The 18946-nt window shown below is 55.8% G+C and carries 17 protein-coding genes; 7 read left to right on the top strand and 10 right to left on the bottom strand.

The features are described 5' to 3' along the window. Positions 1-28: 28 nt before the first annotated feature. Positions 29-790, top strand: a complete 762-nt coding sequence (locus GVI59_RS14350) for an SDR family NAD(P)-dependent oxidoreductase (RefSeq protein ID WP_173574859.1) — start codon at positions 29-31, stop codon at positions 788-790. Between the two features lie 282 nt (positions 791-1072). On the opposite strand, the gene GVI59_RS14340 is transcribed toward GVI59_RS14350, so the two are convergent. The 7 genes from GVI59_RS14340 to GVI59_RS14310 form a co-directional block, all read right to left on the bottom strand. Then, complete coding sequence (locus tag GVI59_RS14340) at positions 1073-3676, bottom strand: TonB-dependent siderophore receptor (protein ID WP_338422106.1); 2604 nt, start codon at positions 3674-3676, stop codon at positions 1073-1075. 184 nt (positions 3677-3860) lie between these two features. Beyond that, on the bottom strand, positions 3861-4841 hold the full coding sequence (locus GVI59_RS14335; RefSeq protein WP_173574858.1) for a FecR family protein: 981 nt from the start codon (positions 4839-4841) through the stop codon (positions 3861-3863). Between the two features lie 121 nt (positions 4842-4962). Further along, positions 4963-5475, bottom strand: a complete 513-nt coding sequence (locus tag GVI59_RS14330; protein WP_194299150.1) for an RNA polymerase sigma factor — start codon at positions 5473-5475, stop codon at positions 4963-4965. A 610-nt stretch (positions 5476-6085) separates the two neighbouring features. Further along, complete coding sequence (locus GVI59_RS14325; protein ID WP_173574856.1) at positions 6086-7774, bottom strand: putative bifunctional diguanylate cyclase/phosphodiesterase; 1689 nt, start codon at positions 7772-7774, stop codon at positions 6086-6088. 1363 nt (positions 7775-9137) lie between these two features. After that, positions 9138-9686: a cysteine hydrolase family protein gene (locus GVI59_RS14320; protein ID WP_173574855.1), complete on the bottom strand. Its 549-nt coding sequence runs from the start codon at positions 9684-9686 to the stop codon at positions 9138-9140. Between the two features lie 37 nt (positions 9687-9723). Next, positions 9724-10626 carry a DMT family transporter gene (locus tag GVI59_RS14315; RefSeq protein WP_173574854.1) on the bottom strand — a complete coding sequence of 301 codons (903 nt, stop codon included), beginning with the start codon at positions 10624-10626 and terminating at the stop codon, positions 9724-9726. Further along, positions 10623-11198 (bottom strand): TetR/AcrR family transcriptional regulator, encoded by a 576-nt coding sequence (locus GVI59_RS14310; protein WP_173574853.1) that lies wholly within the window; start codon positions 11196-11198, stop codon positions 10623-10625. Before GVI59_RS14310 ends, GVI59_RS14315 begins: the two co-directional genes overlap by 4 nt. A gap of 165 nt (positions 11199-11363) precedes the next feature. On the opposite strand from GVI59_RS14310, the gene GVI59_RS14305 reads away from it, so the two are divergent. Then, complete coding sequence (locus GVI59_RS14305) at positions 11364-12578, top strand: MFS transporter (RefSeq protein WP_242013122.1); 1215 nt, start codon at positions 11364-11366, stop codon at positions 12576-12578. Between the two features lie 33 nt (positions 12579-12611). Here GVI59_RS14305 and GVI59_RS14300 read toward each other — a convergent pair whose 3' ends face one another. After that, on the bottom strand, positions 12612-13577 hold the full coding sequence (locus GVI59_RS14300; protein WP_173574852.1) for a GlxA family transcriptional regulator: 966 nt from the start codon (positions 13575-13577) through the stop codon (positions 12612-12614). A gap of 18 nt (positions 13578-13595) precedes the next feature. Next, a complete protein-coding gene (locus tag GVI59_RS14295; RefSeq protein ID WP_173574851.1) occupies positions 13596-15107 on the bottom strand; it encodes an acetyl-CoA hydrolase/transferase family protein in 1512 nt (503 codons plus the stop codon). Positions 15108-15236: 129 nt separating this feature from the next. On the opposite strand from GVI59_RS14295, the gene GVI59_RS14290 reads away from it, so the two are divergent. Then, positions 15237-15443: a hypothetical protein gene (locus tag GVI59_RS14290; protein ID WP_173574850.1), complete on the top strand. Its 207-nt coding sequence runs from the start codon at positions 15237-15239 to the stop codon at positions 15441-15443. A 170-nt stretch (positions 15444-15613) separates the two neighbouring features. Here the strand turns inward: GVI59_RS14290 and GVI59_RS14285 are convergent, their stop codons facing one another. Further along, positions 15614-16372, bottom strand: a complete 759-nt coding sequence (locus GVI59_RS14285; protein WP_173574882.1) for a DUF1275 family protein — start codon at positions 16370-16372, stop codon at positions 15614-15616. 190 nt (positions 16373-16562) lie between these two features. Between GVI59_RS14285 and GVI59_RS14280 the strand changes: the two genes are divergently transcribed. The 4 genes from GVI59_RS14280 to GVI59_RS14265 all read left to right on the top strand — a co-directional run bounded on the left by GVI59_RS14280 (position 16563) and on the right by GVI59_RS14265 (position 18941). Beyond that, positions 16563-17123 carry a phosphate-starvation-inducible PsiE family protein gene (locus tag GVI59_RS14280; protein WP_173574849.1) on the top strand — a complete coding sequence of 187 codons (561 nt, stop codon included), beginning with the start codon at positions 16563-16565 and terminating at the stop codon, positions 17121-17123. 68 nt (positions 17124-17191) lie between these two features. After that, positions 17192-17347 carry a hypothetical protein gene (locus GVI59_RS14275; RefSeq protein WP_173574848.1) on the top strand — a complete coding sequence of 52 codons (156 nt, stop codon included), beginning with the start codon at positions 17192-17194 and terminating at the stop codon, positions 17345-17347. 536 nt (positions 17348-17883) lie between these two features. After that, positions 17884-18309: an NADH-quinone oxidoreductase subunit A gene (locus tag GVI59_RS14270; RefSeq protein ID WP_173574847.1), complete on the top strand. Its 426-nt coding sequence runs from the start codon at positions 17884-17886 to the stop codon at positions 18307-18309. Further along, entirely contained in the window at positions 18306-18941 is a 636-nt protein-coding gene (locus tag GVI59_RS14265) for a NuoB/complex I 20 kDa subunit family protein (RefSeq protein WP_173574846.1), read from the top strand. Before GVI59_RS14270 ends, GVI59_RS14265 begins: the two co-directional genes overlap by 4 nt. The last annotated feature ends 5 nt before the right edge of the window (positions 18942-18946 follow it).

Below are 18946 nucleotides of genomic sequence, written 5' to 3'. Positions count from 1 at the left end.
ATGGCTCCCTCACCAGATGGAGATTCCCATGCCTGCAACGAACACCATCGCCATTGTCACCGGCGGAAGCCGTGGACTGGGTCGCGCAACCGTTGAAGCTCTCGCCCGACGTGGCGTCTCATCAATCTTCACCTATCACACCAACAAATCCGCAGCCGATGAGGTGGTTGATAGTGTCCAGCGCAGCGGAGCCCGCGCAGTGGCCCTGCAACTCGATACCGGCGACACGCATACCTTTCCCGCCTTCGCCGACGAAGTCCGCAGCGTGCTGCGCGAATGGGGTGCCGAGCGCTTCAATTATCTGGTTAACATGGCTGGCACATCCCATAGCGGACTGTTTGGTGAAGTGACCGAAGAGGATTTCGACGCAGCCTATCGTGTCCACGCCAAAGGCCCGTTCTTCCTGACGCAGACCCTGCTGCCGCTGATCGACGATGGTGGCCGGATCGTGAACATCTCCTCCGGTCTGACGCGCTTCGCCTATCCCGGGTGGATTGCCTATGCGGCCATGAAGGGCGCGGTAGAAGTCATGACGCATTACATGGCCAAGGAACTCGGGTCTCGCCGTATTGCCGTCAACACAGTAGCGCCGGGTGCGATTCAGACGGATTTCTCGGGAGGTATGGTGCGGGACAATCCGGACATTGCCCGTCATATTGCAGAAGCAACCGCACTCGGACGTCCCGGCCTTCCTGACGACATCGGCCCGATGATCGCCTCCCTGCTGTCCGAGGACAATCGCTGGGTCAACGCGCAGCGGATCGAAGTTTCCGGCGGCCAGGCGATCTGAAGGCAGGTCGCACTGCTACCGTCAGGATACCAGAAGACGTTTGCGTGTGATCTTGCCCGATACGGTGGTCGGCAGATGCCTGACGAAGCGGACCTCCTTCAGACCAATCCAGCGCCTGAGGACTTCGTTGCTTCGTGCAACGAAGTCCTCGGCAGACGGCACATATTTCATGCCGGGATAAGCGATATGATCGATGACAATGTCATCGCCCGGCTGTGTATGGGTGCTGACAACTGCAGCCAGACGGAATAAATGAAATCATTTTAAGTTTTTCTGTAAAATTTACCAGTTATACGACAAATTCCCATACACACGCCTTCCCTGACCAATATAACACTGCGCTGTACCGCAGGATGTAATATAATATTTGTTCGTGAGATTGGAAATTGTTACCTGCCCGACAAGCCCTTTCAAAAAAGACGCAGCCTTTCCAAAATCATAACGGACACCGGTATCAAACAAAATAAAAGCCGGAATTTTGAAAGAGTTCGCCGTATTGCCATAAGTCCAGCCGACATAACGGGCGCCAAAATTAAATTCCAGCCCTCTGAGCTTCCCTTCAGGAAGAGCATAATTAACAAACATGGACGTCATGTTGCGTGGCACAGCCTCAGCATATTTGCCTTTAAGAGGCACTGCTGCGCCCTCGCGCATATGATATCCTGACTCATTTGACGTTGGATCGTAATAATACGGTACAGTTGTATCAGTACTCTTTGAATATCGAACGTCGTCATATGTGTAGGATGCGAGAATACGCAGATCCTTCGTGATGTTGGCCTGAGCGGACACCTCGAAACCTTTGGAGGTCATCTGTCCTGTCTGAATGGAATAACCGGGATTTTGCGGATCTGATGTCAGAACATTCGTCTGATCAATGTGAAAAGCCGACGCTGTGAACAGAGCGTCGAAACCACGCGGTTTATATTTCAGACCAGCCTCAAACTGCTTGCCTTCCGTCGGTTTGAAAGCATGTCCCTCCACATCCGTACCCGTCTGTGGCTGAAAGGATGTCGCATAACTGAAATACGGAGCAAGTCCGAAATCAAGTTCATATGTCGCACCGGCCCGCCAGGTAAACGCCTTTGTCGAAAAGGGAGAGGTCGTTGTGCTGCTGGTACCCGTGTAAGGAAAGTTTGATTGTGACCAACTGTTTTGTGAAAACCAGTCCTCGCGACCACCCACAGTCACAGTCAATCCTTTGTATCTGATCTGATCCTGAAAATAGACACCGACCTGATCATAGGTGTCTCGCCCGAACCATGACCAGGATGTTGCGTCCGCCGGCCCCATTCCTGGGTAGCCAAAATGCGGTGTAAAATTCCCATATTGTGGCGCGTAAATATTCAGACTGTTCGCATCGGAGCGGTAATACTGACCATTGGAATGATAATCCCAGAAATCGACACCAACGACCGCTGTATGACGGACTTCTCCTGTTCGGTATTTTCCGAGGAGATGTGAATCCAGTGCGACAGTGCGCGTGGTGTTGGGCACAGCGAAAGCCACGCGCGGCTGCGTAACTCCGTCAGCATCAAGCGCTCCGTATTTCGTATAAACATAGCTGAAATTGGTTTTCGATTCCTCATAACGAAATGTCTGATGAAACGACAGATGGGAATTGAACTGATGTGAAAACAGATATTCAAAAAGACCACCGGTTTCCTTGTGATTGTTCCATCCCGGCTCTCCCATGAAAAGATGCCTGGAAAGACGTCCGTATTTTCCGGGAAACAGCGTTCCTACAGCCGGAAGATAAGAAGAATACGCGCCATCTTCTGGTGTATAAACGTAGTTTCCAATCAGGGTCAGATCCGTCTTGTCATCAATCTTCCAGTCAATTGAAGGAGAGACACCAACACGATGGTAGCGGACATAATTCGTCTGAGTGTTCTGGGAGACACCGATGCCCGCGATACGATATTTCAGATTTCCTGACGACGTGATTTTGTCACTGACATCAAATGTTGCCTGATAACGGTTCCAGTTACCAAAACCCACAGATACATTTCTCAGCGGCGTATCAGTAGGTCGTTTCAGACTCTCGTTGATGATACCCCCAGGGGCCGCTTGTCCATACATTACGGAAGTAGGGCCATTGATCGTTTCAACCCGCTCGATGAAGGACGGATCCAGCGCTACCTCAGAGTTCGAAATCAATCCATCGATAAACTGCGATGAAGAAAAACCCCGCTGTATGAAAGAACCACCACCAAACCCCGCCGCCGCTCCGTTAGTCTGCTGGCCCATACCCTCAGCATAGATTCCCGGTGTGTAGCGTAACGCCTCTGCCAGATTCTGAACCTGCTGGTCCTGCATCTGCTGTTTCGTCACAACGTAAATCGAATTCGGAATTTCCGTAATCGGCGTATCTGTTTTTGTGCCTGACATCGTAGTCTGCGCCACATAACCAACGCCCGGACCTCTGGGATTCTCCGTGCCGTAAGCCCCCTGAACTCGGACGGGACCAAGAGTTATGCTGGCAGCGGTCTTCGTCAGAATCACGGTTCCATTACCTGAAACCACGTAACTCAATCCTGTGCCTGCAAGAAGCTGGCCCAGCGCCTGCCGGGACGTCAATTGTCCATGTACGCCGGATGTTTTCACACCACGCAGAAGCTCTCCACCTGCGGTAACCTGAAGCCCGGACTGCTTTCCGAAACTCATCAAGGCTGAAGCCAGAGGCTGCACTCCAATATCGTACGCGTGCGTGTTCGACGCGGCCGCGCTCCCGGTCACAGTAGTGCTTGCCGATTGCGCCCGAACGGGCCCTGCCAATGTAAGCGCTGTGGCTGCTGTCGTTGTCAGAAGCAGGCGCATAAGCATGATGGATCTGCTGTCGTCTTCCCGGCGCACTACTGGCCGGACGGCGGTCCCTGACGTCACCCTGTTGTCTCCGTCGTGTCCTGTTACGGGACCTGTGTTTCGCCTCAACCCATCAGTTGAGAATGCATTGCATTCGTATCCCTCTACCCTCACAACGACGGCGACGATGTGTTTTCCAATAAAAATCTCACTTCACCGATTTTTTCTTAAATCGTGTGCAGAATGACGCCAGCTACGCTTCGCCTCAGCGCAGAATCGTCAGCCAGCGGCTATACCGATGAACACTGCCCTGCCGTGCCTGCGCAACCGCTTCCAGAGCCCGTCCGGGATCGGTCAGACTATAAACTCCTGACACACGCTGCGACGACAGATGAGACGGCACGATGACCATGCCGGAAAGATAGGGCTTCAATCTGGCGACGACCTGTCCGAGCGGTTCATCGTTGGCGACCAGCAGACCATCCGCCCACGCTCCTACCTGCTCGGCAGACCGTTCGTCAGCATGGAAACCGGATGCGGATGCGGTCAGTCCCCGCCCGGCTCCAAGCTCCAGGCCCTGAGCGAGGATACTGCCGCCACTGACCTGCACTCGGCCCGAGCGCACAGCAACATCCACACCGCTTTCTGTCCGACGCACATCAAAGACGGTTCCAATATCGGTTGTGGTGAAATTTCCTGTTTTCACAACGAACGGATGCGCCGGGTCATGTACGACGGAAAAAAGCGCCTCGCCGGCCAGTAGCGTCACACTACGGCGACCATCTTTATTGTTAATGCTGACCGCACTTCCGGGAGCCAGAGTCACCTCGCTGCCATCCGCCATATGTAAGACCCGCGTCTCAGCCGTTCCGGTCATGACATCCGCTCGCACACGAAGCAGCAGGCTGGAAGCAGTAAAGAACAGCGCAACGCACGCCGCGAGAGCGACGACAGACCCAGTCCACGCAGCACGCTTTGGAATCCGCCGACGTGGCTGCGTCAGCATATCCACGCCTCTACCCGTGCTGTTGCGCCAGGAACTGGTGTTGCCGGGAGAAAGACGCGCAACCAGACCCATGGCCTTTTCAGTCTGCGCCCAGGCCTCACGGTTTACAGACGCTGCTGCCAGCCAGGCATCGAATTCGGCAGAGATTTCCGGATCGTCAGATTCTTCCTGAAGAAGAATGAGCCAGCGCGTGGCCTCTCTGGAAGCCTGTTGCCGGACCGGATCATCTGTTACCGTCATGAATGCCTTTCGACACGAAGCTGCCGGACCCCGCGTCCGACGTGGGAGATGTCTGGCGCCCTCATATTATCAGACGCCATCCGCCACGCCTTTTCTAAACCGTTCTTTGTGTAGTTGTGTATCAGGGCCAGTCCACCCGCTGCTTGCAGGCGTCCACGGCCTCCGCGACCAGCACATGCGCCATCGCAATGGAAATATTCAGATGCGCTGCAATCTCGCGTAATTTGCACCCTCCAAAGCGGTGCATCTCAAAGGCGACACGCGTTCGCTCGGGCAGGGCCAAGAGGACTGCCTGCACAGCCTCCAGTTGCGCCTTGTCCTGTGCGATCTGATCTGGACCCGGTTGCGCGTCTGCCTGTTGCTCCACAACGCTGTCGAACCCAGATGACGTAAAGACGGCCCGCTCACGCGTACCTTTACGACGCAGATCCAGCGCCAGATTCCGGACAATCCGATAGAGGTAACGCAGAGGCTCGCTCACTGTCGCAGCCTCGACGCCCCGGTCCAGACGGAGCCATGCTTCCTGCACGATATCCTCGGCAACCGAATGATCAGCTACCAGCCCGTTAGCGTATTTCAACAGATCGCGTCGATGGGCTGAATAAAGGACCAGCAATGAGCCCTTCTGCTCCAAGTTCCGATACCTTTCCCGCACCTCAGCACAACAGGCGGCCTGTACGACAGGACTCGCAATATGCGACTGATTCTCATTATCTCATTGCTGATTTTGAGGCGCTACGCAAGACATGTGGCAGTCAGGCAATGTCACCTGACTGGCAGTTATCTTTCCGGTTGACCCGAAATGTGGGAGCAGAACGGTGCTCGAATGCAGCCCTCCTTGCCGACGGGATAGTGTGCGTTGTCAGGTTAACGGGCACAGGATCGGATTGAGGAAGCAGGCCACGAAGATAACTGCAAGGTGGAGAGTCAAGAAGGAAACCGTTCTACAGAGTATCGTAGAAGTGGAAGGCAATGCGTCGGCTATTGTGCCTGAATGTGTTTTCTGGAAGCCTCCAGACCATCAGCGCATGGTTTGGTTTTTCGTTCTCCAAGGCAACTTCGGACAAACCTGTAGTCTGCTAACAGTTATTGAGTTTATCGACGGATGTTCAGCAGTATGGCCAAAGCGTCATGACTCACTGACCGCAAATCAGGTCCGGTTGAGCTGTGGCGCAAGATACGGTCAGCATAAACACAGACAAACTCGTTCATTCTTCTCCAGAATCATCCCCTCCCAGAGAGCTTCAGACTCTTGCTTGCCGCGCCTGTAAGAGACGGTTGATTTCCATAACCCGCGGCTGATCGACCGGCTCCGGTCCTGGTCTCTTTATCAGATACCCCTGAATTTCACTGCATCCCTCTTCCATCACCCGCTCAAGATGCTCGACGGTCTCCACACCCTCTGCGACCGTTGTGACACCGAGACGCCGGCCGAGATCCGCTACCGCTTTGACCACGGCGGCGCAGTCAGGCCGTGTGACCGCGTCACGGACGAACGATCCGTCGATTTTGATCTTGTCAAATGAATACAGCCGCAGATGGGCCAGCGAAGAGTATCCCGTACCAAAATCATCGAGCGCAATGCGCACGCCCAACCGGTGCAGTTGTTGAAAATCACCAACCACATCGTGTTCCGCAGTGAGTAGAGCCGTTTCGGTAACCTCGATTTCCAGTCTTTCGGCAGGCAGACCCGATTTCGCGAGAGCCTCCCGCACGAGAGCCGCCAGTGTGCCGTTTCCGAACTGTGTTGCGGACATGTTGACCGCCACCCGCGCTTCATCCTCCCAGCGCATTGCATCAGAACATGCGCGGTGCAGCACGAAGCGGCTCAGTTGATCGATCAGACCACTCTCTTCAGCTACCGGGATGAATTCGGCGGGCGAGATCCAGCCGCGCTCCCTGTGATACCAGCGGACAAGAGCTTCGCGGGCCTTGACCTCCCGCGTTCGTATATCGACGATAGGCTGATAAAAGACGAACAGGTCTTCCATCGTCTGAAGCGCAGCCCGGAGATCGGCTTTCAGGTGTTCGCGCTCACGGATGCGATCACCCATGATCGGCTCGTAGACAGTGTATTTCCCCTTTCCAGCGGTTTTTGCGACATAGAGGGCAATATCGGCGCGAGAGAGAATCTGCTCGACCGTGTCGCCATGATCCGGCGATCGGGCAATACCAATGGACGTGCCAATCTGCATGTTCACGTGGTCGCCAAAACTGTAGGGCGCCCCGAGCGCTGCCACCAGTCGGCCTGCCAGAGTTTCTGCTCGCGCAGACTCATCATCAGGAAGCAGGACAGCAAATTCGTCGCCGCCAATCCGACCGATCCGGAGATCTGGAGCGCTGCAGATCGTTCGCAGGCGGTCGGCAACGATCCGCAAGACCGCATCTCCAACACCGTGTCCTCTGGTGTCGTTTATGGTCTTGAAGCCATCGAGATCAAGAAAGAAGACGGCCATACGGTGGCCGGGCTGAGCCAGCCGATCCTCGATCCACTCCTGAAAGGTGTTGCGGTTCGCCAGCCCCGTGAGCGTATCATACTGCGCCAGTCTGAGGATGCGTTCTTCAGCGGCAACCTCTCGTGTAACAAGCGCCCAGGTGAGCATCGGCCCGAGAAAATCACCATTGTCGGCCGTAATGGCGGTCACTTTGAGATCCAGCGCCTCGGGGCCGAGCCGGATGCGGGCGCTGTGCGGAAGATTGGCCGGATCCGATATAAGCCGTCGCTGATGTTCGGGATGTCGGTGAAAGACATCGATTGATGTCCCGACAAGATTCTCTGCCTGAATGGGAAGGAGATGCTCGATCTGACGGATCAGATCCTTGGATGTCTCGTTAGCGTACGTGATCGTAAAGTCGTCCGGATCAACCGTCATGACAGCAACCGGCATGTTATCGATCATGCGCAGCAGCTTGGATGTCTGATGCCGTTCCATTTAGCGTAACGCCCCGGCCACAACGGAGCGGAATGATCGTGAGGAGACCTGCCGGAAAGTCTGTTTCAAAGGGTGCTGATTGCCGAAATGATACGCAATATACTCAATATGCGCAGAACCATAGTGCATATTCATGGCAACGGCCACCGACCTCCCGGACATTATTACACTGTAGATAAAGACAAGACGTCCTAGAGATCTCTACAAAAGAGGTGTTTCAGAGTGATTAACCGCGCCCATCCGCGATGTATTTTAAAAATGAAAACAAAATGAAAATATCAGGATTTGCGAGTGATCGTTTATGATTTCTGCACCATATATCCTACCCACCAAGAACAGTAAGATAATATTATATTATCGTATGGAAGTTGCTTTAAACGACGACCAGCGTGTCAGCAGATTTTATTTCCAGTTCTTATTCTTCGAGAGAATGCATTGACCTCTCTGGCTTCTGCTTTTTTTGGTCATAAGAACACGTATCATTGGATTCTCTGGAATATTTATAGAGCTATCAAATGGCATCATGAAGTCGTATCCAAACGTTAAACTGAAAGCAAAACGTCCGGCTTCACCCTTTCCCTACGACCGATGTGAGTTATAAAAGACTGTCATCAGGTATTTCTCGCGCGCAGAACGATATTTCTGCATGATCGCATCGAAAGGCAATGCCTTGCAGCGTCAGTCAGTAGGATACCGATTTTATCGTGCGCAGAGTCTCCTTCAGAAAGTCAATTATGGTTTCGAATAGTCCCAGATTTTCCGTTACAGTTTTATCATACCATCCGACAATTTCTGCTCGCACGGAGAAAAGAATAACAGCATAATAGAGAAGGTTGATATGTTACGGCGACATTCGCGCGAGATCGATTCCAGCACAATTTTCCAAACCATAAAACGCTAGAATACTACGATTCCAAAATAAACTTTTTTAGAAATCCATTTCGCAAATCAGAATTCTATTGGCAGATAATAGGAATTACATCCTGCGCGAAGCAGGCATCCTTTATCATATCGATACTTCTACCAGACAGAATAACGCCAACATGCTTTCTTCTGCTATTCTGCTGCCGCGTTAAAATCCGTTATTAAACCCGACAACTAATTGATACCACAACAAATTTCATCCGTTCAGTCAGATACTGCATTGCCGCCACCTGAGCACCATCCGTGACGATACATGGTGTGGCAATGGCATAGCCTGATGCCGTTTCAAGCCTCCAACGGAACGAAAAGAGCATCAAGTCATTCCGTTTTTCCGGGAAATTCCCAAAAGATCGGGTCTTGGTCCGCTATGATATCAATCTACTCCCGTCTGACCTTTGCAAAAGACGAGCATTCAATCGTCATAAAATCTTTCATAGTTTTATCTGGAAAGATAATCGCCTGTAGACACAACCTGCGCGTATGCAAAAGCGAGAGCGGCCATATAGGCCGCATGAACCTGCCTCGCTGGAACTGTCGTTCCTTCAAATTCAAGATCTCGGGTGGCGATCGCGTCATGCACCACCGTCACGTCGTATCCGAAATCGACTGCGGCACGGACAGTCGCATCAATGCAGACGTGACTCATCGCTCCAAGAATTGTCAGTTTCCGGATGCCCTGCCCATCCAGAAGTGTCCTGAGGTTCGTATCCCGGAATGCGTTCGGATGATGTTTAAGAACTACTGGTTCCCCGTCATTCGGCATGACAAGCTCGTTGATCTGTGCACCATGTGAACCCGGCGCAAAAAACGGCGCATTATCAGCCGGGAATTCATGACGGATATGGACAACTGCCATCTCTTTTTCCCGAAAGCGGTTCAGGACAAGACGTGCGTTGGCAGCCGCATCCTCGATGCCCACCAACGGCCAACGTCCACCCGGGAAATAATCGTTCTGCAGATCCACAATGATCAGGGCTTCGTTTGTCATATCTGTCGCCTTTCTGCATGGTGAGGATTACGAAGATTCATGCCTGCTCAACCTCGACAGGCACTGGAACAGGACGATGGCGCACAAAGGCCAGCACGTTGCCCGCGAGGACGAGACCAAGTCCTGCCAGCATGACAGGCGTCCATCGCGTGCCTTCAAAAACACATGACACAGCAAGGGCCAGAACAGGAGAAAGGATTGTCGTATAGCCCGCTCTGTCCGCTCCGATCCGGTGCACCAGCGACAGGTACGTCAGAAAACCGATGACCGAGCCGAACACCGACAGATAGACCAGTCCCCCAAACCACGCTGCGGTCAGCGGAACTACGAAACTATATCCCTGCGTCAGAGCTACGGTTCCCACAACGAGGGTCCCGATTCCCATTGCATAGAAAACGGCATTTGGCAGATCCAGATCGAACCGACCGATCCTGCGGGTAACCATATTGCCAAGCGAAAAGAAGAGAGTTCCCGCCAGAGCCAGCCCGACCCCGGTGAGACTGCCCGCCTGCAGGCCGCCCCCATGATCTCCATCCAGCAGCAGCGCGACCCCCATTACCCCCAGAAGACCGCCTCCGATAATCCGTGCGTCGAGCCGCTGACGGAAGAACAGCCAGAGGTTCAGGGCGTTCAGAACGCTGGCCAGACTGAAAATCACCGAAATCATGCCGCTGGACAGATAGGCAGCCGACCGATAGAGCACGAGATAGTTGCCGGAAAACAGACAAATCCCCATCGCGACCAGCCACGGAATACTTGCCGCTGCCGGTTTTCTCAACCGTCCCGTCAGACATAACCAGCCACCGAGCAGAACGAGAGAAAGCGCGAAACGCCAGAAAATCGCGATCTCTACTGGCGCCGTTCCAAACTGAAGGTGCATGGCGAACCACGTCAGCCCCCAGACCACGACAACCGAGACGAACAGCAGAATATCGGTCATGATGACGGCCCGCTCTTCTTTCCATGCCCGCGCACAGGATCAGCCAGTTGCAGGGCGCGTCTGACAGCACGCTTCAAGGGCCTGCTGTCCCCTTCCGTCGCAATCCAGAGCGTCGCCCCTTCCAGTTGAGCCAGCGTGTCAACGGCAATAGCTGCCGGTGACGCGATCTTTCCCGCCCGCAGGATGCGGATCATGGCTTCCCGGACAGAGTTGAAGAATGCCCTGACGGCTTCCTGCGCATCAGGCGTGATGGACATCATTCCATAAGCCAGATGCAGCCCGACACAGCGATTGCGGCTCTCCAATGTTTTCTCGATGCGTCCTATCAGCGTCCGCCATGCAGCGCGCCAGTTTCTGGCGGGGTCCGGCAAGTCCTGCAGCGTTTCCTCGAGCGTCAGGGCCAGAACTTCAGATACCAGCGCTTCTTTTGAGGAAAAGCGCGTATAAAGGCTCTGCGGACGCAACCCCACACGCCGGGCAAGATTTCGCATCGACGCGCCTTCATAACCGTACTCACGAAACAGTTCGCGCGCTTCGATCACGATGTCGCGCAGGGGGACCGGCTCTCGCATTTGTTCTTTGACTCACGAACACTCGTTCGTCACCGTAAGCCCAACGCCCTCAAAGAGGCAATTCACAAATCGGTTGTGCTGAATAACAACAATGACCATACCCAGTCCCCACGCACAGATTACCACCCACAAACGGCCCGAGCATCTCGTCTGGCGGGATCAGTCATGAACCGTTCAGACACAATTACGATGCAAAATGAGGCGGCAGCGAATACAGCAGTCCCACTCCGTCAGACGGCGGCACTCTTCGCTCTGGGCAGTTGCGCGCTTCTGAATGTCTATGCCACCCAGCCCATCCTGCCTGATATCGCCCGCCGGTTTGGCCTCAGCCTTGGCGCAAGCGCCTGGACAATCAGCACCTCCACGCTGGGCGTAGCAGTCGCAGCCCCTCTGGCCGGAGCGGTCTCTGACCGTTTCGGACGCAAGCGTGTGATGGTCGCAGCCCTCATCGCGCTGATTGTCATAACCGCTTCCTGCGCTCTGGCATGGAATTTTACGGCTCTCCTCTCCCTGCGGTTTGCACAAGGGTTGCTGGTGCCCTTCATCTTCACTGCGGCCCTCGCCTATATCGCAGAAGAATGGTCCGGGCGTACCGCAACCACCATGAACGGAGTATATGTCGCAGGCACTGCGTTCGGCGGGTTCTGTGGACGCTTCCTTGCCGGCGCTGCTGCGTCCTTTACTGGATGGCTCTCCACTTTTCTCGTTTTCGCAGTTCTTTTGATTCTTGTTCTTGCGCTCGCCATATTCTGTCTGCCCATGGAGCGCCAGTTCAGGCCCAGCACATCCCTTGGTAAAAGCTTATGGAGTGTCGCAAAAGGTGTGCGCGACTGGCGGCTGCTGGCCACCTGTTTTGTCGGCGCCAGCCTGCTGTTTCAGCAGGTCACGTCCTTTACCTATCTGAGCCTGCGTCTGAGCGCACCTCCATTCAGCCTGACTTCAATTGAAGTCGGCGCTCTGTTCGTGGTCTTCATCCTGCCTGTCACAGTCACACCTTTTTTCGGTCGCCTTATCGGCACGATCGGGCGCACGCGGGCCTTTCTGCTGTCGCAGATCGCCGGGATTGCCGGAATTGCCCTGACACTTTCCGTCCATCTCCCTCCTATCGTGATTGGACTGGCTCTGTCCTGCATGGCCGTCTTTGCCGGACAATCCTGCGCCACCGGCTATACCGCACGACATGCCAGGGAAGGACGGTCTGCGGCGACCGGTCTCTATCTCACCTGCTATTATCTGGGCGGAAGCCTCGGCGCTGTCGCCCCAGCCCCTCTCTACGCGCATCGCGGCTGGCTCGGCTGTGCTGTCCTGATCGGTCTGGTGGCCCTGGCCAGCACGGCTCTCGCACGCGTGGCATGGAGGGAAACAGTCGTTGACGCATAGAAGAAGAAAAAGCTGATCTGCGCACAGACAGGATCAGCGCAGTTGCCCAAAACGCTTCCTGTATTCGGCGGGAGTCACGCCCAGATGATGCTGGAACACCCTTCGCAAAACCCTGACAGACCCGAAACCTGCTTCCGCCGCCACAACTTTTGGCGGTTTTCGTCCGTCTTCAAGCAGACCACGCGCGATGGCGAGACGTGTCTGCTCGACCCACCGGGCAGGTGACAGCCCCGTTTCCTGAGCAAAAAGCCGCGTCAGTTGCCGGCGTTCCAGCGCCACCATTTCCGCCATCGCTTTTACACTGTATTCAGCATCCGGCTGCTGCATGATCCGGCGCTGCAGGGACTGCAATGCCGACCGCCCGGCCGGAGACAATTCTCTCTGCCGACTGTATTGCAACTGACCGCCGGGCCGTTTGTAGAACAGTACGAGCTGCCGGGCGACATCACGGGCAATCCGCTCGCCCAGATCCTCCCGCACCAGCGAAAGCGCCAGATCGAGACCGGATGACACACCGGCCGCAGTCCGCAGAGCGCCTTCCTCCCGCACGATCGCATCCGCATCCACTGTGACGGCCGGAAACCGCTGGCGGACGCAGTCCACATCAGCCCAGTGCGCGGCGATAGTCTGTCCATCCAACAGGCCGGATTCCGCCAGTGGAAAGACGCCTCCACAGATCGAGCCAAAACGACGGGCGCGGGGTGCTTCCTGCCGTAACCAGCCGGTCAAAACCGGATCACAGGGTCTTGCGGCGGCGTCAGGTGCGCCCGCTACAAGCAGCGTATCAACGCATCTGGTGCTGACATCACCCAACAACAGGTCAGCCCTCAGGCTGAAACCGCTGGAACTCCGGATATCCTTCTCTCGTGCCACAATGACAGACCGGTAAAGCGGCCTGCCATGAAGGGTATTGGCTTCTGCGAAAACATCGGCTGGCCCGGCTATATCCATCAACTGGACACCCTCACTCACCACAAAGACAATCAGAAGTTCGGTCATCCTGTTTCCGGCTCTTGTTCAGCCCACCATGCTTCCGGTTTCCATATAACGCTGATGCCAGGCAAGAGCTGCCGGCAGATGATGCGGAATATGCTGGCCGAAGCTGTGCTGACGGGCCTGCTCGAAATAGTCCTGTAGAGCTGGCCGGAAATCCGGATGCGCGCATTTGTTGATAACCTCCCGCGCCCGCTCAACCGGAGCAAGCCCGCGCAGGTCCGCAAGCCCCTGTTCGGAGACAATGATCTGCACGTCCTGCAGGATATGGTCGGTATGGGGCACCATCGGCACAAAGGCGGATATTTTGCCACCCCTGGCGGTCGATGGAGAGACGAAGAGAGACAGGAACGCATTGCGTGCAAAATCACCCGAGCCACCAATGCCATTCTGGATCCGTGATCCCATGACGCAGGTGGAATTGACGTTGCCATAGATATCCGCCTCGATCATGCCATTCATGGCGATGATCCCAAGGCGTCGGATCAGTTCGGGACTGTTGCTGACTTCCTGCTGTCGCAACACGATCTTCTGGCGGAAGAAAGCGGCATTGTCATTGATACGGTGCGCCGCTTCCGGACTCAGGGAAAAGGAAGAAGCCGAAGCGACCGTCATGCGCCCGCTTTCCAGCATGGACAGCATGCCATCCTGAATGACCTCGCTGAAGCCGGTCAGATTTTCAAACCGGCTCGTATTCAGACCTTCCAGCACGGCATTGGCAATATTTCCAACACCACTCTGGAGCGGCAGCAGCGACGGCGGAAGCCGCCCCTGCCTCACCTCATGTTCGAAAAACTCCATGACATGCCCCGCAATCTCCCGCGCGGTCGTGTCCGGCTCCGCAAAGGGCGCGTTACGGTCCGGCTCGTCCGTGATCACGACAGCAGCAAGACGGTCGAGGTCGATCGGAAGTGTGCCGCTTCCAATACGGTCACCCGGACGCATCAGGGGAATGACCTGCCCGTCCGGCGGCATCCGCACGCCTCCCCATATGTCGTGGATCCCTGCAAGCTCCGGGTTCTGCCACGTATTGATCTCAATGATGATCTTGTCCGCGATCTGCACCCATGCAGGGCTGTTGCCGACGGAAGAACTGAGAATGAGCCGTCCATCCGGTGTCACCGCGACTGCTTCGATGATAGCCACGTCAGGCCTGCCAAACTGTCCCTGCCGCGCCTTTTGCGCCACCTGCCCGAGATGCATGTCGAGATAGAGCGTGCTGCCCTCGTTGATCCGCGTCCGCATCGCGGTGTCTCCGTTGTAGGGACAGCGAAACGCCACACCATTGACTCTGGCGAGAACGCCATCGAGTTGCGGCCCCGTCGAGGCTCCGGTCAGGAGCCGCACCGTGAAAGGTTCGCCAGAAGCATGTGCCGTTTCAATGCGCCGAGCGAGAGCTTCCGGCACCGCCTTGGGATATCCCGCGCCGGTAAAACCGCTCGTGGCGATGACATCCCTATTCCGGATCAATGCTGCGGCTTCTTCAGCCGTCATAATGCGATCAAGAAATATCTTGTTATGGATACGGTCTTTCATGGACTGCTTTCATCGGAGTGTTTCTCAAGTCACTCATGATGAGAACCAGACAGCGAAGACAGCAACGGGAATGATGGTCCAGCAAAGACGTATCATGGGCCAGATTGGGACATCTCTCTCCACAGATGCGTGACATCCCCAAACGTGACGCATGCGCCCTACGCTGGCAGGACAGATGGTGACGGCCTACGCTGGAGTGCCGCCATTCCGTTGACCCTTGTCACGAACGATGGCGGCGGTGCGGATGTCGGGTGGAGCAGCGCCATAACAGGCGGGGGACTGCTGGCGGGTTATTGCTCCACACATGAGGCGTGTAGGCGTTCCCCTGGGCTGTAACGGGCCCCTTCTGTCCGTTGACTTCCTGATCGTATGGAAAGCGCGATGACATGGATGTCCGACAGGCCAACGGCACAGACATCAGAACGAAAACTGAAAGAAAGAGACGCGGATCAGGCCATCGAATGATCCCGCGAATGGCGGTCTGAACAGCCCGCATCCAACAGATATTACATATTCGAACTGTTCTTCTGGACCATGTTTTCTGCTGACGACAATACATCAGCCCGTCGGACCGTGCCGGGAAGTGACAGGCAGGCCAGCAGCACCGCGAGCAGCAACAGAAAACGACCTGACCACCACCCATAAAGAAACGCGCCGGCAATACCTCCGGTTGTAAAGGACAGAACAATCGCCCCATGCAGCCACAGTCGCTCCCGCGTGCGAGCAAGCTGTGCCGGATCAGTGGAATGGAAAAAGGAATCCAGCCAGTCCGCGAGCTCGATGCCGACATCAGTCAGCATTCCCGTCATATGAGTGGTCCGCACGCGCGCTCCCGATATGCGCGTGACAGTGGCGTTCTGCAGCCCCATCAGAAAACTCAGCCCGTAGGCCAGCATCACGCCGCGATGCGTCCCCGGGAGCAGAATATCGACCAGCGCCAGAAGACCGAGCAGACAGGCCTCCAGCAGAATGCTCCATGCATAGACGGACGACAGAGCCCACCGCCGTCCCGCATTGACCAGAAGCGTAGCCAGCACCGCCCCGACAACAAAAGCGCCGATCAGTCCGATGCAGGACATAAGCAGCGCCACATGCCCAGCATGCAGCGCCGTCGCCAGCGTGGAAACATTCCCCGTCATGTTGGCGGAATAGTACCCGACCGCCAGAAACCCTGCGGCATTGACGGCTCCCGCGACAGCGGCAAGTGAACAGCCAAGACGCCGGTCAGCCACCACATCCCGTTCCGCGCCTTCATGTACGAGCACCCTTGCCCTCCCGCCTTCCCCAATGAGCCATGCCGTTCCCGGCAGTTGGCGCAGCATATCACGGTCGACGAAAGCGCGGGGGAAGCGGACGGACATACCGGTCATCCCGTTCGCGGCTGGACCCGCCGTGCGATGCCTGCGACACTATCCGCATCAGAGAACCGACACGCATCGATAAGGAAAGTCAGAAATGGACGGTTCAGGGGACGGAAAAGAACCTCACGATCCCTTCTCGCGGGAAGCCCTGCGTCTCGGACGCAGCTTCCGGGAAATGAATCTCTACGAAGGGTTCGAACTTCTGATCATGCTGATCCTGACAGCACTGATCATGATCATCACGGCAATCGCCACCTGGAGCCTCACGAAAGAAGTCTGGCGGCTCGCATGGTTCGGTCAGATCAGCCCGGACAACGCGCCGACCTTCCAGAGCGTGTTCGGCAATATCTTCACCGTCATCATCGCCCTGGAGTTCAAAAGCTCGCTCCGGATCAGCCTGTCGCACAACAAGGACGTCGTGCGCGTCCGCACGATCGTGCTGATCGCGCTTCTCGCCGTCTCCCGGAAATTCATTATCCTCGACCTCAACGAGGTCCACCCCATGGAAATGATCGCCTTCTCCGCGGCGGTGCTGGCGCTCGGCGTCGTATACTGGCTGATCCGTGAACAGGACACGCGCGTCGCCGCCCAGGCCGCCCGCCTGTCCGCCGCAGAAAAGGCTCCGCACGACCATCCGTCTCACATACAGGAATAATCCCGTCGTGCCGGACCTCATTTTTCGTGTACAGAACCGCACCCATTGAGAAAGAAACAGCAGGCATCATGAAACGCAATATCCTCATCCTTACGGCGTTCGGCATCCTTCTGGCTGCGTGCTGCCCCAAGCCAGACCCGAACAACAGCCCCGTGGACGGAAGCATTTCCTGCAATTTCGATCATCTGCCCGGTGAGAAAACCACCTGCCCCCTGCACCACTGACGGGATTCAGCGCAAAATCCGAAATGTTTCGACATGGATGGCAACTGTCCCGGGTTTTGCCCTGCCTCCCAAAGGATGCAGCCTCCTTGAGCCCGGTGTGTAAATTTTAGAGAAAGCTGGACAGCTTTCCGTCCAGAGACGGTGAGACATCAGACACAGCGGGGATTCTCCTCCAGAATATTCAGAGCGGACGCCCGTAATCCCGGTCTTCCTGCACTCCAAAAGACCGCTTCCAGCCGTATCCTGCGATTACTTTCCGTCCATACTCACCTGATACGAAAAACAGAAAATCAAGAGAAGACTACTTCTCATAACAGGCCGTCCCATTTCGTGAAAAACTTGCACGATGGAGCCGCAACTTCCCTCTTCCTGCCGCGTATAGGCGACTGATAACGCATTCTGACGTTTCTTTCAGTGAACCGGAATGCGTCAGAGGACACACTCCTCCCCGGACCGCAGCCGCCTGTCATCCGTCACGACCAATAGCACTACACAAATAGCCTCCGTTCAGAACAGACAGAAACGGAATTGCCAGTATGGAAAATGTTTCCAGTATATGGTCGATTTTTACCTATGCCATTGTCATAGGAATAGTGCTGGCCGGCATGATGGGGCTGTCCGCCATAACCGGCACCCGACGGAGCGGCAGAGCCATGGGCCGCTCCATGTCCATGCCTTTTGAGTCCGGCATCATCCCCACGGGATCGGCGCACCTGCGCTTACCTGTACAGTATTATCTGGTGGCCATGTTCTTCGTCATTTTTGATGTCGAAACAGCCATTCTCCTGACATGGGCGACCGTTGTGACCGAAACGGGCTGGATCGGCTATGGCGCGGCGCTCGCCTTTATTGTCTTTCTGGCAATTTCCCTTGCCTATCTGTGGAGAGCCGGAGCGCTGGACTGGGGACCGCAGGTTCGCCCACGCCGTGTAACGGATACCCGAAAGGACCTCGCATCATGAGCTGGTCTCTTTCCTCCCCCGGCGCGCCCAGAGACGCGCAGCCTTCACCCAGTTTCAGTGAAACCCTCCGCCGCAATCTGGTCATGGGCCGGTTACAGGATTTTGTATCGTGGGGGCAGAAAAACTCGATCTGGCCGCTGAATTTCGGCCTGTCATGCTGCTATGTGGAAATGGCGACGGCATTCACCAGCCGTTTCGACATCGCCCGTTTCGGGTCCGAAGTCCTGCGCGCCACACCACGCGAAGCCGACCTGATTGTCATTTCCGGCACCGTTTTCGTCAAAATGGCTCCGGTTATCCAGCATCTTTACAATCAGATGCTGGAGCCACGCTGGGTGATCTCCATGGGGTCGTGCGCCAATTCCGGCGGCATGTATGACATTTACAGTGTCGTGCAGGGCGTGGACAGTTTCCTGCCCGTGGATGTGTACGTGCCCGGCTGTCCCCCGCGTCCCGAAGCCCTGCTGGAGGGATTGCTGCTCTTGCAGAAATCCATCGGCACAAAGCGCAGGCCCCTGAGCTGGATGGTCGGGCCGCAGGGCGCGGAACCCGTGACACCGCCCAGTCTGCGCGATGAAAAGCGCGACCAGCGTCGGGCCATGCGCGACCTGCGCACGCCGGACGGGATCTGACGCCC

This window comes from Acetobacter sicerae (assembly GCF_011516765.1).
GTDB classification, from domain to species: domain Bacteria; phylum Pseudomonadota; class Alphaproteobacteria; order Acetobacterales; family Acetobacteraceae; genus Acetobacter; species Acetobacter sicerae.
This window is presented reverse-complemented; position numbering and strand designations above follow the sequence as displayed.